Source organism: Parafrankia soli, from assembly GCF_001854695.1.
In the GTDB taxonomy this organism is placed as follows: domain Bacteria; phylum Actinomycetota; class Actinomycetes; order Frankiales; family Frankiaceae; genus Parafrankia; species Parafrankia soli.
Genome location: NZ_MAXA01000202.1, coordinates 42,665 through 66,745, shown reverse-complemented (window position 1 = coordinate 66,745; position 24,081 = coordinate 42,665). Strand labels below are relative to the sequence as shown.

General features: G+C 72.5%; 22 protein-coding genes and 1 pseudogene. 16 read left to right on the top strand and 7 right to left on the bottom strand.

What is annotated here, in order from left to right; translation table 11 throughout:
• The first annotated feature begins 459 nt into the window (after positions 1 to 459).
• The gene (locus tag BBK14_RS15785) at positions 460 to 1,101 is read left to right on the top strand and encodes a TetR/AcrR family transcriptional regulator (RefSeq protein ID WP_071063258.1); all 642 of its coding nucleotides are present in this window, start codon (positions 460 to 462) and stop codon (positions 1,099 to 1,101) included.
• Positions 1,102 to 1,198: 97 nt separating this feature from the next.
• Here the strand turns inward: BBK14_RS15785 and BBK14_RS15780 are convergent, their stop codons facing one another.
• Positions 1,199 to 2,422, bottom strand: a complete 1,224-nt coding sequence (locus BBK14_RS15780) for an RtcB family protein (RefSeq protein WP_071063256.1) — start codon at positions 2,420 to 2,422, stop codon at positions 1,199 to 1,201.
• 364 nt (positions 2,423 to 2,786) lie between these two features.
• Between BBK14_RS15780 and fabG the strand changes: the two genes are divergently transcribed.
• Positions 2,787 to 3,548: a 3-oxoacyl-ACP reductase FabG gene (fabG, locus tag BBK14_RS15775; RefSeq protein ID WP_071063254.1), complete on the top strand. Its 762-nt coding sequence runs from the start codon at positions 2,787 to 2,789 to the stop codon at positions 3,546 to 3,548.
• A gap of 88 nt (positions 3,549 to 3,636) precedes the next feature.
• Here the strand turns inward: fabG and BBK14_RS15770 are convergent, their stop codons facing one another.
• On the bottom strand, positions 3,637 to 4,524 hold the full coding sequence (locus BBK14_RS15770; RefSeq protein ID WP_071063252.1) for a fumarylacetoacetate hydrolase family protein: 888 nt from the start codon (positions 4,522 to 4,524) through the stop codon (positions 3,637 to 3,639).
• Positions 4,525 to 4,711: 187 nt separating this feature from the next.
• On the opposite strand from BBK14_RS15770, the gene BBK14_RS15765 reads away from it, so the two are divergent.
• Positions 4,712 to 5,923: an acetyl-CoA C-acetyltransferase gene (locus tag BBK14_RS15765; RefSeq protein ID WP_071063249.1), complete on the top strand. Its 1,212-nt coding sequence runs from the start codon at positions 4,712 to 4,714 to the stop codon at positions 5,921 to 5,923.
• A gap of 62 nt (positions 5,924 to 5,985) precedes the next feature.
• On the opposite strand, the gene BBK14_RS15760 is transcribed toward BBK14_RS15765, so the two are convergent.
• Complete coding sequence (locus BBK14_RS15760; RefSeq protein WP_071063247.1) at positions 5,986 to 7,143, bottom strand: acyl-CoA dehydrogenase family protein; 1,158 nt, start codon at positions 7,141 to 7,143, stop codon at positions 5,986 to 5,988.
• 502 nt (positions 7,144 to 7,645) lie between these two features.
• Between BBK14_RS15760 and BBK14_RS35390 the strand changes: the two are divergent.
• Positions 7,646 to 7,834: pseudogene (locus BBK14_RS35390) on the top strand (LLM class F420-dependent oxidoreductase); the annotation flags it as partial.
• A 292-nt stretch (positions 7,835 to 8,126) separates the two neighbouring features.
• Positions 8,127 to 8,765 carry a GntR family transcriptional regulator gene (locus BBK14_RS15755; protein WP_071063245.1) on the top strand — a complete coding sequence of 213 codons (639 nt, stop codon included), beginning with the start codon at positions 8,127 to 8,129 and terminating at the stop codon, positions 8,763 to 8,765.
• Between the two features lie 20 nt (positions 8,766 to 8,785).
• Here the strand turns inward: BBK14_RS15755 and BBK14_RS15750 are convergent, their stop codons facing one another.
• A complete protein-coding gene (locus BBK14_RS15750; RefSeq protein WP_198541304.1) occupies positions 8,786 to 9,649 on the bottom strand; it encodes an alpha/beta fold hydrolase in 864 nt (287 codons plus the stop codon).
• 131 nt (positions 9,650 to 9,780) lie between these two features.
• Between BBK14_RS15750 and BBK14_RS38950 the strand changes: the two genes are divergently transcribed.
• Both BBK14_RS38950 and BBK14_RS15745 read left to right on the top strand, forming a co-directional pair.
• Complete coding sequence (locus tag BBK14_RS38950) at positions 9,781 to 9,939, top strand: hypothetical protein (RefSeq protein ID WP_198541303.1); 159 nt, start codon at positions 9,781 to 9,783, stop codon at positions 9,937 to 9,939.
• Between the two features lie 255 nt (positions 9,940 to 10,194).
• Positions 10,195 to 10,563: an SbtR family transcriptional regulator gene (locus BBK14_RS15745; RefSeq protein WP_083390990.1), complete on the top strand. Its 369-nt coding sequence runs from the start codon at positions 10,195 to 10,197 to the stop codon at positions 10,561 to 10,563.
• A 47-nt stretch (positions 10,564 to 10,610) separates the two neighbouring features.
• Here the strand turns inward: BBK14_RS15745 and BBK14_RS15740 are convergent, their stop codons facing one another.
• From BBK14_RS15740 to BBK14_RS15730, 3 genes are all read right to left on the bottom strand, one after another.
• A complete protein-coding gene (locus tag BBK14_RS15740; RefSeq protein ID WP_020461461.1) occupies positions 10,611 to 10,799 on the bottom strand; it encodes a ferredoxin in 189 nt (62 codons plus the stop codon).
• The gene (locus BBK14_RS15735; RefSeq protein WP_020461462.1) at positions 10,796 to 12,088 is read right to left on the bottom strand and encodes a cytochrome P450; all 1,293 of its coding nucleotides are present in this window, start codon (positions 12,086 to 12,088) and stop codon (positions 10,796 to 10,798) included. The genes BBK14_RS15740 and BBK14_RS15735 overlap by 4 nt, the downstream gene beginning before the upstream one ends.
• Positions 12,089 to 12,238: 150 nt before the next feature.
• Positions 12,239 to 13,492, bottom strand: a complete 1,254-nt coding sequence (locus BBK14_RS15730) for a cytochrome P450 (RefSeq protein WP_071063241.1) — start codon at positions 13,490 to 13,492, stop codon at positions 12,239 to 12,241.
• A 314-nt stretch (positions 13,493 to 13,806) separates the two neighbouring features.
• On the opposite strand from BBK14_RS15730, the gene BBK14_RS15725 reads away from it, so the two are divergent.
• The 9 genes from BBK14_RS15725 to BBK14_RS15685 all read left to right on the top strand — a co-directional run bounded on the left by BBK14_RS15725 (position 13,807) and on the right by BBK14_RS15685 (position 23,887).
• Entirely contained in the window at positions 13,807 to 14,346 is a 540-nt protein-coding gene (locus BBK14_RS15725; protein WP_071063239.1) for a PaaI family thioesterase, read from the top strand.
• Complete coding sequence (locus tag BBK14_RS15720) at positions 14,343 to 15,656, top strand: cytochrome P450 (RefSeq protein ID WP_083390989.1); 1,314 nt, start codon at positions 14,343 to 14,345, stop codon at positions 15,654 to 15,656. The genes BBK14_RS15725 and BBK14_RS15720 overlap by 4 nt, the downstream gene beginning before the upstream one ends.
• A 110-nt stretch (positions 15,657 to 15,766) precedes the next feature.
• Complete coding sequence (locus BBK14_RS15715) at positions 15,767 to 16,897, top strand: LysR family transcriptional regulator (RefSeq protein WP_235013932.1); 1,131 nt, start codon at positions 15,767 to 15,769, stop codon at positions 16,895 to 16,897.
• A gap of 38 nt (positions 16,898 to 16,935) precedes the next feature.
• The gene (locus BBK14_RS15710) at positions 16,936 to 17,931 is read left to right on the top strand and encodes a PDR/VanB family oxidoreductase (RefSeq protein ID WP_116430084.1); all 996 of its coding nucleotides are present in this window, start codon (positions 16,936 to 16,938) and stop codon (positions 17,929 to 17,931) included.
• Between the two features lie 246 nt (positions 17,932 to 18,177).
• Positions 18,178 to 19,374, top strand: a complete 1,197-nt coding sequence (locus BBK14_RS15705) for an ABC transporter ATP-binding protein (RefSeq protein ID WP_071063233.1) — start codon at positions 18,178 to 18,180, stop codon at positions 19,372 to 19,374.
• On the top strand, positions 19,371 to 20,765 hold the full coding sequence (locus tag BBK14_RS15700) for an ABC transporter substrate-binding protein (protein ID WP_071063232.1): 1,395 nt from the start codon (positions 19,371 to 19,373) through the stop codon (positions 20,763 to 20,765). Before BBK14_RS15705 ends, BBK14_RS15700 begins: the two co-directional genes overlap by 4 nt.
• A 135-nt stretch (positions 20,766 to 20,900) precedes the next feature.
• Positions 20,901 to 21,860 (top strand): carbohydrate ABC transporter permease, encoded by a 960-nt coding sequence (locus BBK14_RS15695; RefSeq protein WP_071063230.1) that lies wholly within the window; start codon positions 20,901 to 20,903, stop codon positions 21,858 to 21,860.
• Between the two features lie 69 nt (positions 21,861 to 21,929).
• The gene (locus BBK14_RS15690) at positions 21,930 to 22,823 is read left to right on the top strand and encodes a carbohydrate ABC transporter permease (RefSeq protein WP_198541302.1); all 894 of its coding nucleotides are present in this window, start codon (positions 21,930 to 21,932) and stop codon (positions 22,821 to 22,823) included.
• Positions 22,824 to 22,930: 107 nt separating this feature from the next.
• Positions 22,931 to 23,887: a TIGR03564 family F420-dependent LLM class oxidoreductase gene (locus tag BBK14_RS15685; RefSeq protein ID WP_071063228.1), complete on the top strand. Its 957-nt coding sequence runs from the start codon at positions 22,931 to 22,933 to the stop codon at positions 23,885 to 23,887.
• The last annotated feature ends 194 nt before the right edge of the window (positions 23,888 to 24,081 follow it).

The window sequence follows — 24,081 nt, the reverse complement described above, 5'->3', positions numbered from 1 at the left end:
GCGGGCAATCCTGATGCCTGGTTCGACGGCATTCAGGATGATCTGACCGGGGAGCATAGCGTCATTCGTGCGAGAAGTCTCGCCTTAAAGTGGTGTGTCGCCGTCCCGGACTCCGGGCGCCAAGGCCCCCGGATCATGCCGGGTGACCCGGTTCGTCGGCCGGTGTCGGGGCGCGGCGACGTGAGCGTCCTGCGGGCGCGGGTGGGTCTCCGGAAGGTCTTGGGGAGTGAGCACTCACCATTTCTGGTCCGGCCGCGTCCCGCAGGGAGCCCGCCGCGCGGGACGGCGTCCCGTCCGGGAACTGGYAGACTGGCCAGGCAGGGCAGGCGAGCCCCCAGGCCGAGGCAGGTGCCGCGATGCGCAACGACCGCACGTTCCACGGTCGTGGCTAGACCCGCGCGCGATCCGGCGGCGTCACCCACGGCCGGGCCGCCGGCGTCCACCGGGGCCGAGCGGGCGGTGCCACCGGGGGCCGAGCCGGCGGTGCGACCCGAGGGTGAGCAGTCGGAGCCGGGCCGCCGTTCCTACGACAGCCCCGTGCGCCGTCAGCAGGCCGAGCGGACCCGGGAACGCATCGTCGCGGCCGGAGCCGAGATGGTCCACGGGTTCCCGAGCTGGGACTGGCGTGAGCTGACCGTGCGGGCCGTCGCCCGGCGTGCCCAGGTCAACGAGAGCACGATCTACCGCTACTTCGGCAGCGAGCGGGGGCTGCGTGATGCGGTGATGCGCCACCTCGAGCAGGAGGCCGGCGTGGACGTGGACACCCTCCGCCTGGACGCCTTCGGCGACGTCATCGGCCGGGTCTACTCCTATCTCTCGTCGTTCCCCACGAGCGGCGGGCCGACCGGCGACCCGACGTTCGCGGCGCTCGACCGGCGCCGCCGTGACGCGCTCGTCGCCGCCGTGGCCGCCGCCGCGGACGACTGGTCGCCGGCCGAGTGCGAGCTCGTCGCCGCCGCCCTTGACGTCTTCTGGAGCGTGCCGTCGTTCGAGCGCCTGATCACCGTGTGGGAGCTGGACGCCAGCCAGGCGAGCCGCGTCGCCGGCTGGGTGATCGAGCTGATCCGCGGCGCCGTCCGGGACGGCCACGGACCGCGCTGACCCGCGTCCGCCCGGCGGCCCGGCGCCCGCCGGCAACGCAGCGCCCGCCCGGCCAGCGGAGCGCGGACCGGGCGGACGCGGGCTGGTCCGGGTCGGGTCAGCCCTTCACACAGAGGACGGCGCGCAGCTCGGCGGCGACGTCCACGAGATCGCTCTGGTGGGCGATGACGGCGTCGATGTCCTTGTAGGCGGCGGGGATCTCGTCGAGGACTCCGGGGTCCTTGCGGCACTCGACGCCGGTGGTCTGGGCGACGAGGTCGTCGGTGGTGAACTCCTTGCGGGCACGGGTACGGCTCATCCGCCGCCCGGCGCCGTGCGCGGCCGAGTGGAACGACTCGGCGCTACCGAGGCCGCGGACGATGTACGAGCGGGTGCCCATGGAGCCGGGGATGATCCCGTACTCGCCGGCCCGGGCCGAGATCGCGCCCTTGCGGGTGACCAGGACGTCCGCTCCGTAGTGGTGCTCCTCGGCGACGTAGTTGTGGTGGCAGTTGACCGCGGCGAAGGCGGTGTCGGCGGCGTGCGGCCCGTGCGTGGGCGGGGTCGGCACGCGCAGCGTGGGCAGGTGGTCGCGCAGCGCGTCGACGTAGAGAGCGAGCATGGTGTCGCGGTTGCGGCGCGCGTAGGTCTGCGCCCAGGTGAGGTCGGCCCGGTAGGCGGCCATCTCGGGGGTGCCGGCGAGGAAGACGGAGAGGTCCCGGTCGCGCAGGCCGGTGTTGTGCGGGAGCTTCTTCGCGGCCGCGATGTGCAGCTCGGCGAGGGTCTTGCCGATGTTGCGCGAGCCCGAGTGCAGCATGAGCCAGACGGCGTCCTCGGTGTCCAGGCAGAGCTCGACGAAGTGGTTGCCCGAGCCCAGGCTGCCCATCTGCGCCATCACCCGGTCGATGCTGCCGCTGCGCCCGGTGACCTTGGGGTGCAGGTCGCCGAAGGTCCCCCACAGGTCGGCGTAGCCGCGGACCCGGCGGGAGATCTCGGTGTGCCCGCGATGGCCGACGGGGATGGCTGCCTCGACCGCGGCCCGTACCGGCCCGAGGTCGTCGGGCAGGTCGGCGGCGGTCAGGTTGGTCCGCAGCGCGGCCATCCCGCATCCGATGTCGACCCCGACGGCGGCCGGGGAGACGGCGTCACGCAGCGCGATCACCGAACCGACCGTCGCGCCCTTGCCGAGGTGGACGTCCGGCATGACGGCGACGTGGTGGTGGACGTAGGGGAGTTCCGCGATGGTGCGGAGCTGGTCGAGCGCGGCGCTTTCGACCTCCTGTGGAGAGGTCCACATCCAGATCGGCGCGGTCGCTCCCGCCAGCTCGTGGACGGGGGTCACGGGGCATCACTCCTCGGTCACGGCGCGGGACCGGTGCCCCGCGTGCCGCCGAGATCAACGATGGCCGGTTTCCGTGCCGACGGCCATTCAATTTCCGTTGGCCCGGCGGATCCCCTCCCCGCGGAGCAGGTCGTTCGGACTGATCCGCGGGGCGGGGATCCGCCGTTCGAAGCCCGGCGTCAACCCGTTACCCGTGAGGCCCGCCGGGCAGGTCGTCGCCGTCCTGGACGCGTCGGTCGTCGGCGCCTGACAGACTTTCTCGGCGACCCGGTCTCCGCCCGGTCTCGCCCGGTTCCAAGCGGTCCCGGCGCGGCCCGGTCGCCATTCGTCCGACAAGCGAACGTCATCGTGCGAGGAGACCAGCATGCCCGCTGCCCAGGACCGCGTCGCGATCGTCACGGGGGCCGCCCGCGGCATCGGTGCCGCCACGGCGCGCAGGCTCGCCGCCGACGGCATGGCCGTGGCGGCGCTCGACCTGGAGGAGAGCGCGTCGAAGGGCACCGTCGAGGCGATCGTCGCCGCCGGCGGGACCGCGATCGCCCTCGGCGTGGACGTGAGCGAGGCCGAGCAGGTCACGGCCGCGGTGGAGCGGGTGGCCGCCGAGCTCGGCGGGCCGACCGTCCTGGTGAACAACGCCGGGATCACCCGCGACAACCTGCTGTTCAAGATGTCCGAGACCGACTGGGACCTCGTCATGGGGGTGCACCTGCGGGGCACGTTCCTGACGACCCGCGCTGTGCAGAAGTTCATGGTCGAGGCGGGCTTCGGGCGGATCGTGAACCTGTCGAGCACGTCGGCGCTGGGTAACCGCGGCCAGGCGAACTACTCGGCGGCGAAGGCGGGCCTGCAGGGATTCACCAAGACGGTGGCGATCGAGCTCGGGAAGTTCGGCGTCACCTGCAACGCGGTGGCGCCCGGTCTGATCGCGACCGAGATGACCCGGGCGACGGCCGAGCGCCTGGGGCACACGTGGGACGACTACGCCACCGCCCGCGCGGCCCAGATTCCCGTGGCCAGGGTCGGCGAGCCCGAGGACATCGCCCACACCGTCTCGTTCCTGGTGAGCGAGGGCGCGGGATTCGTGTCCGGTCAGGTGATCTACGTCGCCGGTGGGCCGAAGGCGTGAACGTGCCCGGTGACCCCGGCCCGCGTTGACGCGGAACACGGGTGTGGTGGGCCGACCCGACCCGCCACGGGTTCGGCCCACCGCCGGGTCACGGCCGGGCGGACGCGTCCACGACCGGGTTGCGGATCGTGCCCACCCGCTCGATCCACACCTCGACGACGTCACCCGGACCCAGGTAGCGGGGCGGCTTGCGGATGTAGCCGACCCCGGCGGGAGTTCCGGTGATCAGGATGTCACCCGGGTTGAGGGTCAGGGTGCGGCTCACGAACGACAGGATCCGGCCGATCGAGAAGATCATGTCGCTGGTGTCGCCGTCCTGTACCACCTCGCCGTTGACGCGGGTGACCAGCCGCAGGCCCGCCGCCGGATCGCCGACCTCGTCGGCGGTCACGACGGGCCCCATCGGCCCGCTGCGGTCGGAGTTCTTGCCCAGCGTCCACTGTGCCGAGGCGCCCTGGGCGCGGCGGGCGCTGAGGTCGTTGAACACCGCGTAGCCGAACACGCCGCGCAGGGCGGCGTCCTCGTCGACATCGGTCATCCTGGACCCGACGATGACGGCGAGCTCGCCCTCCCAGTCCAGGCCCCGCTCGCCCGGCGGGACGGGGACGGGGGTGCCGTCCACCGTCAGGGACGCGGTCCACCGGCCGAAGATCGGTGGCCGCCTGGGCAGTTCCAGCCCGGTCTCCGCGGCGTGCGCATGATAATTCAGCCCCATGCCGAGGATCCGGGCTCCGGCCGGTACGGGCGGGACGAGCTCGACGTCGGCGAGGTCATGCTCACCGGCGGTCATCCGGCGGGCCTTCGCCGTCCAGTCGGCGAGGTCTCCGTAGAACTCGTCGACGTCGGCGACGCGGGCGACCCGGGGGCGTTCGTCCCCGGCCGTGCCCATGGGCCCGCCCTGCGGGCCGGCCCCGTCGGCACCGAACACCAGGCCGACCACGACCCGCCGTCCGTCCCGCAATCCCACGAACCGCATCGAACCCGTCCTCCCTCCCACCCCGACACCGGCCGCCCCGGCTCGGATCGGACACCGGAATTGTGCACCACGGGACGCCAGGAAGCCGGCGCCCGCGTGTTATGACAGCGACATCGTTCTGGTCCAGTTCACCTCCGGCGCCACACATCCGGTCCCCCCGCGCCACCCGACAACTAACGGAGGACTCATGCGTGAGGCGGTCATCTGCGAACCGGTGCGCACCGCGGTCGGGCGCTACGGCGGTGCGCTCGCGGCGCTGAGCGCGCAGGCGCTCGGCGCGGCCGTGCTGCGCGGCCTGCTGGACCGGACCGGCCTGCGGTCAGCGGACATCGATGACGTGATCTTCGGGTCCTGTTATCCGACGATGGAGGCACCCGCGCTTGGCCGGGTGGTCGCCCTCGACGCCGGCCTCGACGTCACCGTCGCGGGCCTGCAGCTCGACCGCCGCTGCGGATCGGGCGTGCAGGCGGTCACGACGGCCGCGATGCAGGTCCAGACCGGAGCGGCCGACGTCGTGATCGCCGGGGGAGCGGAGAGCATGAGCAACGCCCCCTTCTACTCGACCCGGATGCGCCGGGGGTCGGGCGGCGGGGACGTCACGCTGCACGACGCCCTGGCCCGCGGCCGGGTGACCGCGGGCGGCGCGAACTTCCCCGTCCCTGGCGGGATGATCGAGACGGCGGAGAACCTGCGGCGGGAGTACGGGATCTCGCGCTCCGAGCAGGACGAGTTCGCGCTGCGGTCGCATGTCCGGGCCGTGGACGCGCAGGCCGCCGGTCGGTTCGCGGACGAGATCGTGTCGGTGTCGGTGTCGGGTCGCGGCGGTTCGGTCGTCGTGGACGTCGACGAGCATCCCCGCGCCGACGCCAGCCTCGACACGCTCGCCGCGCTGCGCCCGATCATGGGTAGGACCGACCCGGAGGCCACGGTCACTGCGGGCAATTCCAGCGGGCAGAACGACGCGGCGTCGGCGTGTGTCGTCACCCATCCGGAGGCGGCGAGGCGACTCGGCCTGCGTCCGCTCGGTCGGCTGGTGAGCTGGGCGGTCGCCGGTGTGGAACCCGCGAGGATGGGGATCGGACCCGTTGCGGCCACGGCGAAGGCGCTGGAGCGGGCGAACCTCAAGCTCGCCGACATCGACCTGATCGAGCTCAACGAGGCCTTCGCGGCGCAGGTGCTCGCCTGCACCCGGGAGTGGGGGCTCACGACCGCGGACCTGGACCGGCTCAACGTCAACGGTTCCGGGATCTCGCTCGGTCATCCCGTCGCGGCGACCGGTGGCCGGATCCTCGCGACCCTGCTCCACGAGATGGAGCGCCGGGACGCCCGGTACGGGCTGGAGACCCTGTGCATCGGCGGCGGCCAGGGGATCACCGCGATCTTCGAACGGGTCGGCTGATTCGGGTCGGCTGACAGGGGCGGGGCCGTCCCGAACCGGGTCGGCCCCGCCCACCCCGGCCGTTACCGGACGCCGGCGTCGCGCAGGAGCTGACGGGCGATCACGATCTGCTGGATCTGGCTGGTGCCCTCGTAGATCCGGAACAGCCGCGCGTCACGGTAGAAGCGCTCGACCGGGACTCCGCGCATGTAGCCCGCCCCGCCGTGGATCTGCACCGCCCGGTCGGCGACCCGCCCGACCGCCTCGGAGGCGAAGTACTTCGCGCACGAGGGCCCGATCCGGGTGTCGCTGCCGTCGTCGAACCGCGCGGCCACGTCGACGACGAGCGCCCGCGCGGCGTAGAGATCGGTGGCGGAGTCGGCGAGCAGTCCCTGCACGAGCTGGTGGGTGCCGATCACGCCGCCACCCTGCACCCGCGTCGCGGCATAGGCCACGGACTCGTCGACCAGCCGCTGGGCCAGCCCGACGCACAGCGCGGCGATGTGGATCCGGCCGTGGGCCAGGCAGCGCATCGCGGTCGCGTAGCCGCGGCCCACCCCGTCCTCGCCGCCGATCACCGCCGACGCCGGGACCCGCACGTCGGCCAGCAGGACGTCCGCCGTCCACGCGCCCGCCTGGCCCATCTTGTGGTCCTTCGGGCCGACGCTCAGCCCCGGCGCGTCGCGTTCCACCATGAACGCCGTGATGCCGTGCCCGCCCTCGGCACCGGGGTCGGTGCGGGCGAAGACCATGAAGACGTCGGCCAGCGGCGCGTTGGTGATGAAGCGCTTGGCACCGTTGATCACCCACTCGTCGCCGTCGCGGCGCGCGGATGTCGCCAGGCCCGCGGGGTCGGAGCCGGCGTTCTCCTCGGTGAGGGCGAACGCGGCCGTCCACTCGCCCGAGGCGATCAGCGGCAGGTAGGCCTTCTTCTGTTCCTGGGTCGCGCCCTCGAGCAGGACGTGGCCGGCGATGCCGTTGTTGGTCCCGAACATCGAGCGGAAGGCCGGTGTGGTGTAGCCCAGCTCGAAGACGAGCTGGACCTCGGCGCTCATGTCCAGCCCCAGGCCGCCGTACTCCTCGGGGACGGCGAACCCGAACAGGCCCATCGCCGCCGCCGCACGGCGCAGGTCGGGCGGGATCGCGTCGGTCCGCTCGATCTCCGCCTCCGCCGGGACCACGCGCTCGCGCACGAAACGCCGGGTCGAGGCGATGACCTGCCGCACATCATCATCGAGCACGAGATCTCCATCCAGGTCTGGTCCGCTCACGGTCCACGGTCGGCGGACCGGATGAGCGTCCCGCCGCCCGCCCCCCGCGTCCATCGACCGCCGGCCGAGGCGACCATTGGACGGGCAATGTATGGATCTTCCAGCCGTGGGACCGGCGGAGGGCGGCGAGACGACCGGCGTCATGGCCGGCGTACGGGTCGTCGAACTTGCCTCCTGGGTCTTCGTCCCCACCGCCGGGGCGGTGCTGGCGCAGTGGGTCGCCGGGTGCTCCGGGGCCTCGCCAGCCGCGCGGACGTCTTTCTCACGGACTGGCCGGACGAGGTCCGCCGACGGGAGCAGGTGGACGTCGCGGACCTGCGCGCCTGGAACGAGCAGGTCATCTACGCCCGCGGGGCCGGTGCGCCGCTCGACGACGCCCCCGGGCGGCCCGAGCGCGCCGAGGCCGCCCGGACCTCGTCGGTGGACCGGACGGCTCCCGTCGGGCCGCCTGCCGCCGGGGCCGGGGCCGCCGAGGGCGCGCGGCGTACATCCGTACCTCGTGACGCCCGAGCACACCCGGCAGGCACGCGACAGCCTGGGAGCCGGGCCCCTCGTGCTCCCCGAGCAGACGGTGATCCTCGTCTGCGTCCAGGTTCTCACCGCCGACCCGAAGGCCTTTCCACGCGAGCAGTGGCGCCGGCTCGCTCCCGCGCTCCGGTAGGCCGGCGGCCGTCCGGCTGCCCGATCCGTTCTCCCTGGTCCAGGCACTGGCCAGGCCACCCGGTTCGCCATGCGGGCCGGGTGGGCGGTTCGCCCGCGCCCCCGATCGATCGATACGATCGACGGGCTGCGGCCGCCTCGGCGCCGGGTGACGCGGTGGAGGTGTCTCCTTCAGCGGCGCCGCCGCGTCGAAGGAGCCCGCAATACCTCCCCAAGGTCGAGCCGCGTCGACCCCGACCCCGACCGCGACGCAGCGGCGTGCCGCGATCGACCGGCGCAGCAGCGGCGCCCAGGTGGCGGACTACATCCGGAACCTGATTTGCTCCGGTGAGCTGCGTCAGGGCGACCATGTCCGGCAGGACGAGATCGCGGAGGATCTCGGGGTGAGCCGGATTCCCGTCCGCGAGGCCATCATCGTCCTCGACCAGGAGGGCTGGGTGACGAACGAGCTGCACCGCGGCGCGTTCGTCCACGGCCTGGACGAGAACTCCGTCCGCGACCACTACGGGCTCATCGGCCTGCTCTACGGCTACGCCGCGCAGCGCGCCACCGAACGCGGCGACGACGACGGGCTGGCCCGGGTGCAGACGGCCGAGCGCGCGTTGCGGGCCGCGACCGATCCCACCACCGTCCGGGACGCGAACGAGATGTTCCTGCGCCAGATCTTCGCGCTCGCGCGGTCGTCACGCCTGAAGGCGATGAGCCGGCAGATGAACGGCATCATCCCCGGCAACTTCTTCGAGCTGGTGCCGGGCACGATCGACCTGCAGAAGAAGGGGATCACGGCGGTCTCCCGAGCCGTGCGGGCGCGTGACGGGGAGCGCTCCAACGCGGCGTTCGTCTCGCTCCTCCAGCAGCACGGTGAGCGCGTCGTCGACCTGCTCCGGGCCCGCAACATCCTCTGGATTCCCGACGAGGCCGCGACGTCCTGACCCCCGGCCCAGGCCCGGAGTCAGGCGAGCGTCTCGCCGGCCCACTCCCGCATCGCCGTGGCCAGCAGCGGCCAGCGGACGAACAGGCCACCGGCGCTCTCCCGTTCGGCCTGGCGGTCGAGGTACTCACGGTCCCCCCAGGGTGGCTCGACCAGCCGGGCGTTCGGCAGCAGGCCGGCCAGCGCCTCCGACGTCGCCCGCGGGTGGAAGGGATCGCTCGCGCCGCCGCGGAAGACGAGTGCGGGGGCGGTGATGGCGCGCGCGAGCTCGTCCGGCAGGCCCGGCACCTGCTCGCCCGGCCGTGGGCAGTAGGCGGCCATCCACTGTTGCATGGTGGCGAGGAAGGTCTCCCTGTCCTGTTCGAGGACGTGGCTGCGGTTCCGCTCGTTCTGGTCGAGCAGCGGGGCCCAGTCGGGCAGCGCCGCCACCGCCTCCATGCCGGTCGTCCACGCGGCCGTGATGGCCGGTGTGTAGTAGACGTTCGCGAGGATCATGAGGCCCATGACGCCGCCGCTGATCCACCACAGGGACAGGCCGGCGACGACCTCGGGGTGATGCGCGGCGGTGAGCAGCGAGACGTGCGAGCCGACCGTGGCGCCGGCGAGCACCGCCGGCCCGAGGTCGAGCTCCGTCAGGAGCGCGGCGAGGGTGTCGGCCTGCATCCGCGGCTCGCTCGGGCCTGCGAGGCAGACGTCGGACTCGCCGGTGTTCGGGCGGTCCCACAGCAGCACCCGGTCGCCCTGCGCGGCGAGGGCGCGGGCGAGCTCCGGCAGCCCGGGGGTCTGCCTGGTGAAGCGGCCGCCCAGGGTGAGCACCCAGGTCCGCCCGCTGTCGCCGATCAGGTCGTAGCCGATGCGCAGGCCGTTGACGTTCGCGTATGTCACCACCCGGACAGTAGTGGCGGCGCCCAGCCGGATAAACCGATCGCCTCGCCGGCCCCGTCCACTCCGGGCCGCGCCGGCGGCGGCCGTGCGAGGCTGATCATTCGGACGGTGCGTTCCGGCGCGTTCCGCGGGTGCGGCCCGCACTCCGGGTACAGGTGGAACACATCGCCATCGTCCAGGTGAGGGGTGGCAAGTTCCAGGTGGTCGGCGGGACGAAGAAGGACCCGTTCGTCTGCTGGTCGAACGCCAACCGCAACTGGTCGGACCCGAAGCCGACCCCCGTCGCCTGATCGGGCTGCGGCTCAGTACATCCAGCGCGTAACGTTCTCCGGTGCCGAACCGGTCCCGGTCGCCGTCCGAACGGCAGCCACGACCGGGGCGGCACCGGAGTCGTCGCGTTGCCACCGCCCGGCGACAGACAGCGCTCCATGACAGGCAGAGCTCGTAACAGAGAGAGCTCGGTGACCGACAGAGCTCGGTGACAGGCAGCGCTCGGCGAGGAGAGGAGTCGCGGGCCATGGCGGCGTCACCCCCGGCCCGGCTCCGTGCGGACGCCCGCCGGCTCCCGGGAGCTCCGAATCACGCTGCGCATCCCGTACCTGTTCCTGCCCGCAACCGGCGAGGCCATCCGGGCGGACCCGGTGGTTCTGCGGATCCGTGGCGAGCTCACGGCGCTGATCGACAGCCTCGTGAGTGCGGCGCAGCAGGAGGGTTCGCTGCGCCCGGACGTCGGCACCGGCGACGTCATCCACCTGTTCTGGCTGCTGCTGCGCGGGCTGCAGGAGATGCCCGGTGCGCTGGCCGACGCCGCCTATGACCGGGCCCGCGCCGTCATCCTCGACGGACTCCGCGCCCGGTCGGACGCCTCGCTGCCCGGCCGGGCGCTGACCGCCCGCGACCTCGACCCGCGGTGAGCGGACGAGCGCCGGGCCCGCGGCGAGACCGCCGGCCCGGCGTGACGTCAGCTTGCGGTGATGGCCCGTTCGGGGCAGTTCGCGACGGCCTCCCGCACAGCCTTCTCGAACTCCGCGGGGACCTCGTCGACCTCGACTACCGCGTAGCCGTCGTCGCTGAGGGTGAAGACCTCGGGGCACAGCGTGCAGCAGGTGGAATGCCCGCAGCAGCCGTCGGCGTCAACAGTGACTTTCATGGCGTCTTGCTCTCTGCGAGGGTGAACTCGAGGTTGAGGTGCGTCAGCCCACGCAGGATGAAGGTGGGCAGGTAGCTGTACCGGCGGTCGTCCGCGGGGCCGTGCACGCTTTCGGAGATCCGGATGTCGGTGGTGCGCTCGAGCAGCCGCTCGATGCTCGCACGCGCCTCGGCGCGGGCGAGCGGGGCGCCGGGGCAGGTGTGGATGCCACGGCCGAACGCCACGTGGTGGCGGGCGTTCGGGCGGGCGACGTCGAACACGCTCGGGTTCTCGAAGCGGCGCGGGTCGCGGTTCGCGGCGCCGTTGACGACCATGACCGTGGTGCCGGCGGGCAGGTCGACGCCGCCGACGGTGGTCGGCACCCGGGAGAGCCGGAAGTCGCCCTTGACCGGGCTCTCCAGCCGCAGCGTCTCCTCGATGAAGTTGCCGACGCGGTCCGGCTCGGCCCGCAGCAGCTGCTGGAGCTCGCGGTCCTCGGCGAGGATCTTCAGTGCCGAGGAGAGTAGCCGGACGGTGGTCTCCTGCCCGGCGGAGAACAGGTTGGCCGCGACCCGGACGGCGTCGATGACCTCCGGGGTCGACCCGTCGGGGAACGTCGCCAGCGCCAGCCCGGTGAGGACGTCCTCGCGGGGCTCGCGCCGGCGGTCCTCGATGTAGGCGGTGAACTTGTTGTAGAGGAACTCCAGCGGGTTGTGCGCCATGTGGTCGTCGCCGGTGCTGCCGATGCCGCCGCTCTCCTGCGGCTGGCGCTGGAGGCGGTCGAGGAACTCCTCCTGGTCCTCCTCGGGCACGCCCAGCAGATCGGCGATCACCAGCAGGGTGAACGGCCCGGCGAAGCCGGTGATGAACTCGCCCTCGCCGCCGGCCAGGTACGGCTCGACCATCTGGTCGACGAGCCGCCACATCTGCGCCTCGTTCTCCTTGAGGCGCTTCGGCGTGATCAGCCGCATCAGCAGCGCGCGGTGCGCGGTGTGCGTGGGCGGGTCGAGCGTGGGGAGCTGGTCGTTCATCGGCAGCTCACCGCGGTGCCGCTCGATCAGCTCGGTGACGTCGTCGCCCTCGAGCGGGACGGGGAAACCCGGGAACGGACCCGTCACCGAGACGCACGAGGAGAAGGTCGCCGAGTCGTGGAAGACCTGGACCGCCTCGTCGTACCCCGTCACCATCACCACGTCGTGGTGATTCTCGCGCTGCACGGGGCACTTCCCGCGCATCGCCTCAAGGAACGGGTACGGGTCCGCGACGAGCTCCTCGTCCCGGAAGAAGTCCTTGGTCTCGAGCTCACTCACGGTCTGTACCGCTCCCTTCGACGTCGACAGTCGAAGTCTCCCATCCGGCGCGGGCGCGAGACAAACGACCCGTCCGAGTACGTACTGCCACGAATTTCCTGGCCGCTCGGCTAGGCTCGCCCGCCCCCTCAGCATCCCCGCCGGCTTCGCTCAGCGTACCCGCACCGGGAGGGTGGCCAGCGCGCGGTGGATGAGGCTGGGCAGGTAGACCAGCTCGGCCTCGTCGACGGCGAGCTCCAGGGTGGTTGTGCGCCGGACGAGGGCCCCGATGGCCGCCGCCGCCTCGATCCGGGCGAGCGGGGCGCCCAGGCAGAAGTGGATGCCGACGCTGAAGCCCAGGTGCCGGCGGGCCGGGCGCGGCCCGTGGTAGCGGGTGATGTCGAACCGGTCGGGGTCGGTGAACGCCGCCGGGTCCCGGCCGGCGGCGGCGCTGACCAGCAGGACGCCGTCGCCGCGGGCGAACGTGTGCCCGGCCAGCTCGGTCCGGCGGCACGCGGTGCGCATGGTGAACTGCGTCGGCGGGTCGTAGCGCAGCACCTCCTCCACCGCGGAGGGGAGCAGCTCCGGCCGGGCGCGCAGCAGCGCCAGCTGGTCGGGGTGGCGCAGCAGCGAGAGCACCGCCGACCCGACGTAGTTGATGGACGTCTCCATCCCTGCCACGACGAGCAGCGACGAGACGCCGAGCAGCTCGAGCTCGCTGAGCGCGTCGTCGCGGTCGCGGGCCGCGGCCATCCGGCTGATCAGGTCGTCGGTGGGGTTCGCCCGGCGCTGCGCGATCAGCTCCTCGAAGTAGGCCTGGAAATCCTGGGTGGCCTGCCGGCGTGCGACGAGCTCGGCCTCGGTGAGCAGGTTGTCGGGGTCGGTGCCGCGGGCGATGGCCAGCGCCCAGCCGCGCAGCGACGCGCCGACGTCGTCCGGGACGCCCAGCAGGTGACCGAGGGTCGCGCTCGCGATCAGGGCCGCGTACCCGCTGATGACGTCGAGGCTCCCGGTGGCCAGCGCGTCGTCCACCAGCCGGTCGGCGAGGGCCTGGATGCCCGGTGCCATCTGGTTGACGATCCGCGGCGTGAACGCCTTGTTGACCAGCCCGCGCAGCCGGGTGTGGTCCGGCGGGTCCATCCGCAGGAACGACCGCGGGGCGCTCGCCGCGCCGTCCCGGAACGGGCTGATGCCGGCGTCGTAGCCGTGCACCCAGTCGTCGCTCTGCAGCACCGCCTCGCAGTCGGCGTACCGGGTGAGCACTGTCACCGGGATGTCGCCGAGCATGAACGGGCACAGCGGCCGGGCCTCCCGCACCCGCTGGTAGACGGCGTACGGATCGGCCTTGTGGGTCGGATGGAACGCGGTGAACTCCACCGGGGCGGACTCGGCGGCGACCCCTGCGGTGACCTCGGCGGCGACCATGGCTCTCCCACTCCTACGTCGGCGCGGTGCGTGCGGCCGCGCCCGCGCGCACGGGTGCACTCACTCCGCGGCACGCACGATGCAGGACGGCGGCGCCGGGAGACAGCGCCCAGTGCCGAGTCCAATCGGACGATTGCGCCCCGTCGACAGCTGACCGTCCACCGCCGGCCGCGGACCGTCGGTCGCCGGCTGCCGGGCGTCGCTGATGGATCGATACGAGATGCCAATGGGGCTCGCCATCCGCGCTCGGCCGGGGTCACGATGCAGCGCGACGACTCGTTGGTCGACACCGACGCACCGGGAGACCGCCGACCATGGACCGAACCTTGGACCGGGACCGCACCACCGACACCGTCGTCGCGGCCGACCCGCCTGATCAGGCCCGGCGCCTGCGTGATCTCGCCGATCTCGTCGAGCACGGGCTGCGGGCCGGCATCGGCGTCGGCCACTCCCTCGGCGTCACGCTCGCCGAGCTGGGCGACGGCTCGTCCACCTGGACGCTCACCCCGTCGCCGGCCGCGGCGAACGCGATGATGACCGTGCACGGCGGGGTTATCAGCACCCTGATGGACACCGCGATGGGCAGCGCGGTCTACACTCGCCTGCCCGCCGGAGTGCTTTACACGACGCTGGAGCTGAAGGTGAACTTCATCCGGCCGGTCGCGCTGGACGGCGGCATGCTCACCTGCGTCGCGACGGCCGTCCACGTCGGGCGCCGCACGGCGACGGTCGAGGCCCGCGTCACCAACCCGGCCGGTGCCCTGGTCGCGCACGGTTCGTCCACCTGCCTGCTGTTCGAGGTCGCCGGCCCCGCCGCGGGGCCGAGCACGGAGCCGGCCGCGGGGCCGGCGTGACGGGCCCCGCCACGAGCACACCGCAGGCTGCCACGAGTGCGCCGCACGCTGTCGCGGGCGCGCCCGGTGCGCCCGCGGTGCCCGACGCGGAGGCTGCGCTCGCGCAGGCCGTGATCGAGTCCTTCGATCCGGCGTGGCGGCATGACCCCTATCCCGCGTACGGCACGCTGCGCCGGGCCGGCACCTTCCTACCGGGCCCGCTGGCCGGCACCATGCTCGTCCCCGGCCATGCCGAGTGCGCCGCCATCCTCGCCGACCCGGTGTGGAGCCACGCCGAGGAGTCGGAGCTGCTCCACCCGGACAGTGACGTCGAGCTGCCCGGCTCGTTCCTGTGGATGGAGCCGCCGGACCACACCCGGCTGCGCGGCCTGGTGAGTCGGGCGTTCACCCCGCGGACCATCGAGGCGACCCGCCCGCTGGCCCGCCAGGTCGTGGACGGGCTGATCGACGACGCCCTGGCGGCGGGGGAGCTGGACCTGATCGAGGGGCTCGCCTACCCGCTGCCGCTGACCATGATCTGCGAGCTGCTCGGGGTGCCTGTCTCCGAGCACCCCGCGGTGCGCCGGATGTCGGCCGGGATCGCGCGCGGGCTCGACCCCGACGTCCTGCTCTCACCGGCCGAGCTCGCCGCGCGGACCGCCGCCGTGGAGGAGTTCCGCGAGTTCTTCGGCGCGCTCGTCACCGCCCGCCGGGCCGACCCCCGCGACGATCTGATCAGCGCGCTCGCCCAGGTGCATGCCGAGGGTGACCGGCTCACCACGACCGAGCTGCTCGGCACCCTGCTGATCCTCGTGGTCGCCGGGCACGAGACCACCGTCAACCTGATCGGCAACGGGGTGCTCGCGCTGCTGCGCGACCCCGCGCAGCTCGACGCGCTGCGGCGCGATCCCGGGCTCGCGCTGCCCGCGGTGGAGGAGATCCTGCGGTTCGACGCGCCGGCGCAGGTGACCACGCGCACCGCCCGGGCGGAGGTGACCGTGGCGGGCCGGACGTTCGCCCCCGGCGAGGCCGTCATCTGCATGCTCGGCTCGGCCAACCGTGACCCCCGCGCCTTCGACCGGCCTGACGAGTTCCTCGTCGACCGCTACGCGGGCGGCGCGCGGGTGAGCCGCCATCTCGCCCTTGGGATGGGCCTGCACTACTGCCTGGGCGCCCCGTTGGTCCGGCTCGAGGTCGGTGAGGCGCTGCGGGGCATCGCCACCCGCCTGACCGGGATGACCCTGCTGGCCGATCCGCCGCCGTACCGGCCGAACATCGTCGTCCGTGGGATGTCGTCGCTGCCTGTGCGGGTCACCGGCCGACCCGGCTGATCTGGCTGATCCGCACTTCGGTCCCGGCGATACGGCAATTCCATGAATTGAGATGCAGAACACATTTCAGGTCCGGATTGTTACAATGTGAAAGGTTCTGTGCCGTCTCGGTGGTGGCCGCCCGCAGCGCCATGTATTCCGAACAATTACTCGCACCTTACTCCGACTTCATCGCCTGTTACCCCTGCTGGCTATACTTGCCGATTGGGGGATTAGGGAGGAAGTTCGTGGAGTTTCGACATCTGGTTTCTTTCCTTGCCATCGCCGAAGAAGTCCATTTTGGCCGGGCCGCCCGGCGACTGAACCTGACGCAGCCCTCACTGAGCCAGCATCTCGCCCGTCTCGAGCGCGAGGTCGGCGTGCAACTGGTCGCCCGCACCTCGCGTGAGGTCCGTCTCACCCCCGCGGGCCAGGCCTTCCGGGGTGAGGCCAAGAGAATCCTCGAGCTGAAGCGCCGCACCCTCGAAATCACCCGCGACACCGCCGCCGGCCGCGCCGGGAAAATCAACATCGGGTTCAACCTGCCGGCCGGGCACCGGATTCTCCCGCCCACGCTGGCCCGCCTGCACAACTCCCACCCGGGCCTGCAGCCCCGGCTGTGGGAGCGGCGGACCGGGCCGCAGATCAAGAGCCTGCTCAGCGGGGAGCTCGACGTCGGCTTCATCTTCGGCCTGCCGCCGACCTCGAGCCTGCACTCGATGGAGGTGCTGCGGGTCCGCATCCTGGCCGTCGTCGGCGAGCACCACGAGTGGGCCGAGCGCGACCAGGTGCCGTTCTGCGAGCTGGAACGGCAGGGCTGCCTGCTGTTCCACCGGGCGCAGTGCCCCGCGCTGTACGACACGATCTCCCGGTCGGCCGACCGGGCCCGGATCAAGCTGCGGGTCGTCGCCGAGGTCGACGACCCGGGGGCGAGCGCGCTGCTGGTGACCACCCGCCCGGTGGTCGGCTTCGCGTCCCGGGAACGCGCGCTGGGAATCGCCGGATCGCGGGCGGTTCCACTGGTCGACCCCGTTCCGACCCTGCCCGTCCATGTGGTGTGGCGTCCGCCGCGCACCCGGCTGGTCGAAACGCTGCTCGAGAGCCTGGAAAGCGCGGCCGGCGACTGGGAATCCGCCGAGACGCCTGAGGAGAAGGTCGATTGGGTGCGGGAGCGGGGGCGATCGAATATCCCGATGGTCGCGCCCGCGCCGGTCCGCCCGGCAGTAAACGCCGTTACCGTCGCAGGAAATCGCCTGAACTAGGCCCCGGTCCGAAGTGGGATTTCCGTCGGAGGTCGCCTGTGTCCTCGTCCCCGTCCACCGTGGATCGAGCCGAACAGCGGCAGACGCTGACGCTGACGGTCCGCGCCCGCCGCCACGTCGCCGAGGATGTCGTCTGTTTCGATCTGGCCGATCCGACCGGCGCGGCATTGCCGCCCTGGACACCCGGCGCGCATGTCGACGTCACGGTGCGGCCGGGGACGGTGCGGCAGTACTCGCTGTGCGGTGATCCAGCGGATCGCCACCACTGGCGGATCGCGGTGCTGCGGGAGGCCGCCGGCCGCGGCGGTTCGGTGCACCTGCACGACCGGGTCGGTGTCAGCGCGCTGCTGCCGGTCGGGCAGCCGCGCAACGCGTTCCCCCTGGTCGCCGCGCCGCGCTACCTGCTGGTCGCCGGCGGGATCGGCGTCACCCCGCTGCTGCCGATGATCGACGAGCTCGCCGCGCGCGGCGCCGAGTGGCGGCTGCTCTACGGCGGGCGCCACCGCGCGGCGATGGCCTTCGCCGACGACCTCGCCCGCCACGGCGACCGGGTCGTCCTGCACCCGCAGGACACCCACGGGCTGCTTCCCCTCGGCCCCGTCCTGGATGGCCTGCGTGCCTCCGGCGAGCACGAGGAGACGGCGGTCTACTGCTGCGGGCCCGAGGGTCTGCTCGGGGCCATCGAGGGGCACTGCGCGCAGTGGCCCGCCAGCGCCCTGCACGTCGAGCGGTTCCACCCCGCCGAGCCCGCCCACCGCGACACCGACGGCGCCTTCGAGCTGCGCCTGGCCCGTAGCGGGCGGGTGCTGCGGGTCGGGCCCGGGCAGTCGGTCCTGGAGGTGCTGGAGGCGGCCGGGGCCGCCGTCACCTCCTCCTGCCGGGACGGTACATGCGGCACCTGCGAGACGCCGGTGGTCGAGGGCGGTGTCGACCACCGTGACACCGTCCTGACCCCGGCCGAGCGCGACGGCGGCCGGACGATGATGGTCTGCGTCTCGCGCGGCCTGGGCGGACGTCTCGTCCTGGACATCTGAAATACACCCCGAGGATTTCCACCGCTATTCCAGCGGTCGTTTTGTGTGGCTGGTAATCCATGTCGCCAATCGGTTCATCCGAATGTGCAATGGGCCTTCCCTGAAAACTCGTTCCGCTCATATTCTTCAGCCGCCGGACAAGGGGTCTGACCAGGGAGGACGGCCGGCACAAACGCTGCCGGGACGGCCCGTCCCAGGCGTGTGGACGGCGGAACGTCAGTGCTGTGTCGGGGAGGAGCCACCACCGTGGGCAGGATCGAGCTCGACGGGCTGACGAAGAGATACGGCGACGTCGTCGCCGTGGACGGCGTCAGCCTCGACATCGCCGACGGCGAGTTCCTGGTGCTGCTCGGCCCGAGCGGCTGCGGGAAGTCCACCCTGCTGCGGCTCGTCGCCGGCCTGATCACGCCGTCCGGCGGCCGGGTGCTGCTCGACGGCCGGGACATCACCCACGCCCCGCCCGCCCGGCGCGACCTGGCGATGGTCTTCCAGAGCTACGCCCTGTACCCGCACCTGACCGTGGCCCGCAACATCGGCTTCCCGCTGCGCGCGGCCCGCACGCCCCGCGCCGAGGTCCGCCGCCGGGTCGAGGAGGTCGCCGCGCTGCTCGAGCTCGGCCCGCTGCTCGACCGCCGGCCGCGGGAGCTCTCCGGCGGCCAGCGCCAGCGGGTCGCCGTCGGCCGGGCGATCATCCGCGACCCGCGGGCGTTCCTGATGGACGAGCCGCTGTCGAACCTGGACGCCAAGCTGCGCCAGGCGACCCGGGCCCAGTTCCGGATGCTGCACGAGACCCTCGGCAGCACCGTCCTCTACGTCACCCACGACCAGGTCGAGGCGCTCAGCCTCGCGACCCGGATCGCGATGCTCGACGACGGGCGCCTCGAGCAGCTCGGCACGCCGACCGAGGTCTACGACACCCCGGCCTCGGTGTTCGTCGCCGGCTTCCTCGGCTCCCCGCCGATGAACCTGCTGCCCGCCCGGGTGGAGTGCCACGACGGCCGGGTGCGGGTGCTCGCCGACGACGTCGAGGTCGACCTGTGGCCCGGCGAGGACGTCGAGGCCCGCGACGTGATCCTCGGGATCCGGCCCGAACACCTCCACCTGATGGCCGCCGAGGGCCCGGCGGGCCCGGGCGGGATGCCGCGGCTGCGCGGTGTCGTGCGGGCGGTGGAGAACCTCGGCGCCGAGGAGTCCGCGCAGTGCGCGGTCGGCGGCGCCCTCGTGCACTTCCGGGGCGCCCGCCCCCTCGGGCTGGCCGCCGGCCAGCCCGTCGCGCTCACCACGGCGCGCGACCACATCCACCTGTTCGACCGGCACAGTGGCCGGCGGCTCGCCTGGCGCCCGCTGGCCGACCGCCCGCTGGCCGACCGCCAGTCGGCCGACCACGAGCCGGCCGCGGCACTCCACGACGGCGTGACCACTCATCAAAGGAGCTCGACGTGAAACGACGGCGCTTTGCCCGGGGCGTGGCGGCCGCCTGCGCTGCCGCGCTCGCCCTCACCCTCGCCGCCTGCGGATCCGACGACGACGCCGACGCGGGCGGAACGTCCACCGCCGGGGTCGTGCCCGAGCTCGGGCCGGATCAGAAGGTCTCGATCGTCTTCGAGAGCTACAACCTCGCCCAGCCCGGCCCGTGGACGGACACCTTCAACGGCCTGATCGCCGACTTCGAGAAGGCCCACCCGAACATCTCGGTCACCGCGCAGAAGCCGCAGACCTCCACCCTGAAGGGCTACGGCTCGGCGTCGACCGCCAGCATCCAGGCCCAGATCGCCACCGGCAACGCCCCCGACGTCGCCCAGCTCACCTTCGGCGACCTCGGCTACACCGCGACCGCGCTCGGCGCGAAGCCGCTCGACGACATCGTCGGGCGCGACGCCGTCCAGGAGAACTTCGCCGGCACCCACCCGTTCGCGCCGACGGCGCGCACCCTCGGCGACGTCGACGGCAAGACCTACGGTGTGCCGTTCGTCTTCTCCACCCCGGTGCTCTACTACAACGCCGACCTGTTCACCCAGGCCGGCCTCGACCCGGAGAAGCCGCCGACGACCTGGGACGAGTTCAAGACCGCCGCGCTGGCCATCAAGGCGAAGACCGGCAAGAACGGCGGTTACATCGACTGCTTCACCAAGGTCTCCGGTGACTGGTGCTACCAGGCGGTGGTGGCCTCCAACGGCGGCTCGGTGATCTCCGAGGACCGCACCAAGCTCACCTTCGCCGAGGCGCCCGCGGTGCAGGCGGTCGAGATGGCGCAGGACCTGGTCAACTCCGGCGCCAGCCCGAAGCTGTCGCAGGACCAGGCCTACCCGGCGTTCGCCCGCGGTGAGATCGGCATGATCGTCGAGACCAGCGCGGCGCAGGGCACCTTCATCAAGGGCGCCGGCGGCGCCAAGCCGCCGTGGACGCTGCGCGCCACCGTCATGCCGAGCTTCACCGGCAAGCCGGTCGTGCCGACGAACTCCGGGGCGGCGCTGTTCATGTTCGCCAAGGACGCCGCGAAGCAGCGGGCCGCCTGGGAGCTGATCACCTACCTGACCAGCGACGCGGCCTACACGCAGATCACCAGCAAGATCGGCTACCTGCCGCTGCGCACCGGGCTGCTCGACGACCCGAACGGGCTGAAGACCTGGGCCGCGGAGAACCCGCTGGTCCAGCCGAACGTCGACCAGCTCGCGAAGCTGAAGCCGTGGGTGTCCTTCCCGGGCAACAACTACGTCCAGATCCGCACCGGGATGCTCGAGGCGGTCGAGAGCGTCGTCTACAGCGGCGCCGACCCGCAGAAGACGCTCACCGACGCCCAGAACCAGGCCGCGAAGCTGCTGCCCCGGTCCTGACCGTCCGCCTGTTCCGCCTGTTCCACCTGTGTGCCCGTCCCGCCCGCCGTGCCGGTCCCGCGCGGCGGGCGGGACGCCGTCCGCACCGACCTGCCGTATCGAACTGAACTGCCGTAGCGAGCTGGAGGAAGGGTGATGACCGGAGCCTTCGTCGAGATCGACGCGCTGCCCCGGCCGTCGGCGACGGTCGTACCGGTCGCGGCGGCGCGGCCGTCGCCGGCCCGGCGGCTGCTGCGGGCGCTGCCGCCGTACCTGTTCCTGCTGCCCGCGATCGGCTGCCTGGCGGTGTGGACGTACCGGCCGCTCGCCGCCGCGGTCAACCTGTCGTTCTTCTCCTGGAACCTCCTGCCGACCACGCCGAAGGAACCCGTCGGGCTGGACAACTACCGCCGGCTGCTCGAGCTGCCCGATCTGTGGCACGCCCTGTGGCTCACCGCGGCGATGACGCTGGCGCTGCTGCTGTTCACCGTCGCGCTGCCGACCGTCGTCGCCCTGTGGACGTCCGCCATCCGCGGCCGCGGCCGCGCCGTCTACCGGGCCATGATCTTCGCGCCGGTCCTGGTCCCGCCGGTGGCGGGCGCCGCGGTGTGGCAGTGGATGCTCGACCCGACCAGCGGCGCGGTGGACCGGCTGATCGGACATCCGATCAACTGGATCCACGAGCCGGGGCCGGCGCAGATCGCCATCGTCGTGATCACCGGGTGGCACCTGCTCGGCTTCGCCGTCCTCGTCGTCAGCGCCGGCCTGGCGGGCATCGACGACGAGTACACGGCGGCGGCGATGCTCGACCGGGCCTCGCGCTGGCAGACCACCCGGTGGATCACCCTGCCGCTGCTCTCCCCGACGCTGGTGTTCCTTGCGCTGATGACCGTGCTGATGTCCGGCCAGCTCACGTTCCCGCTGATCGACACCCTCACCCAGGGCGGCCCGGACTCCGCCACGACGAACGTCTACTACCTGCTCTGGGAGTGGGGCTTCCAGAACTTCGACGCCGGCTTCGCGGCCAGCGCCGGACTGCTGTTCTTCGTCGCGTTCGGGGTGGTCGCCACCGGGCTCGTCCGCCTCTCCGACCGACTGACCTTCCACGACAACTGACGCCCGCCGGCCGTAGGCGAGGCGTGACAGGCGGCTGACGGCCGGCACGATCACTGAAGGGGGCTCGCCATGGCGGTGGCCGAAACGACCGCGCCGGCACCGGCACGCGGGGAACCGTCCGCCGTCGCGGACCTCGCCGGCGAGACCGGCGCGCGGGTGTGGCTGCGCACCGCCGTCGGCCACGGTGTCCTCGCCGCGCTGAGCCTCGCCTGTATCTTCCCGATCTACTGGATGTACGCCACCTCGCTGCGCCGGCCGGAGGAGGTCTACAACGTCTCCCTGTTCCCGTGGCCGCTCTCCGTCGGCAACTACACACACGTCTGGGACGTCATCCCGATCGGCCGGCTGATCCTCAACACGTTCGCCGTGGCCGCGCTGATCTCCGTCGGCCAGCTCCTCGTCGGCCTGCTGGCGGCCTACGCGTTCACCGCCTGGCGCTTCCGCGGTCAGACCCTGCTCTACCTGGCGTTCGTCGGGACGTGGCTGGTGCCGTTCCAGGTGACGATGCTGCCGAACTACACCCTGCTGTACCGTCTGGGCCTGCTGAACACGCTCGCCGGCGTGATCGTCCCGAACCTCGCCTCCGCGCTCGGCGTGCTCCTGCTGCGCCAGCACATGGCCAGCTTCCCCCGCGACCTGCTCGACGCCGCCCGCATGGACGGGCGGTCGTCCTGGTCGATCCTGTGGACGGTCGTCGTGCCCAACCTGCGCGCCCCGCTGGCCGCGCTCAGCATCGTGCTGTTCATCAACGCCTGGAACGACTACTTCTGGCCGGCGCTGGTGCTCCAGCGCGCCGACTCGGTCGTCCAGCTCGGCCTGCGCGGCCTGTTCGTCGGCGTGGAAGGCCCCGACTGGGGTGGATTGATGGCGGGCTCCGGCCTCGCCTGCCTGCCCATCTTCGGGATCTACCTGCTCCTGCAGCGGCACGTCGTCGGCGCCTTCGTCCGTTCCGGCCTCAAGTAAGGCCCGCTGACACCGATCCGGCTGGGTATCGTTCGATGCTGTTCCGCGGGTGAGGTCCGGCACGGAACCCGCTCACCGCAGGTACGACGGCACAGGGGATCTCACGCATGCGCATCGGTCTGATGATCGGCTCGGACAGGGACCGGGCGGCCCGGGAGCGGGTGGCTGGCTTCGTCGCGGACGCGAGGGCGGCCGAGAGCCTGGGCTTCACCTCAATGTGGATTCCGCAGGTGCCCGGCGCCTTCGACGCGCTCACCGTCGTCGCTCTGATGGGGCAGGCGACCGAGCGGATCGAGCTGGGCACGGCGGTCGTCCCGCTCCAGACACGGCACCCGGTGGCGACGGCGCAGCAGGCGCTGTCCACGCAGGCGATCTGCGGCGGGCGCCTCGCGCTGGGGGTCGGGCCGTCGCACCACTGGATCGTCGAGGAGCAGTTCGGCCTGCGCTACGAGCGCCCGGCGCACCTCACGCGGGACTACCTCGAGGTGCTGAACGCGGCGTTCGCCGGCCAGAATCGGATCGACGTCGAGAACGACACCTACCGGGTCCACAGCCCGCTCGACGTCACCGACGGCGCCCCGCCCGCGATCCTGCTGGCCGCGCTCGGGCCGGTGATGCTGGGCATCGCCGGCGCGAACGCCACCGGAACGGTCCTGTGGATGGCGGACGAGCGCGCGGTCGGTGACCACGTGGTCCCGCGGATCACGAAGGCCGCGGTCGACGCCGGCCGCCCGGCTCCCCGGGTCGTCGCCGGTGTTCCCGTGGCACTGTGCCCGAACAGCGAGGTCGACGCCGCGCGCGAGCTGGCCGAGCAGACCCTCGGTCACGCCGAGACCTCACCGAACTACCTGCGGCTGCTCGAGCGCGGCGACGCCCGCGGCGTGGGCGACGTGATGGCCGCCGGGGACGAGGCCGCCATCCTCGACCGGCTGCGCGCCTACCGGGACGCGGGCGTCACCGACTTCGTGGCCCGGCCCATCCCGCTCGGCACCGACCCCGCCGCCCGCGCTGCCTCCCGGCGCCGGACGACGGAGTTCCTGGCCACCCTCACCCCGGAGCTCTGAACCCAGCTCCAGAGCCCCGGTCCGGCCTCGCGTTCGGGATCACGGGCGCGCGACCGGCAGGACGGCGACGGGGGGACTCTGTCCGACCTCCCGCTCGCGGCTCCCGCACCACACCGGGCCGACGGACCGTTGTCTGTGGCCGTGCCTCACATCAAACGGCGAGAAGGGTGAGAGAGCGAGAAGGAGTAGGGGAG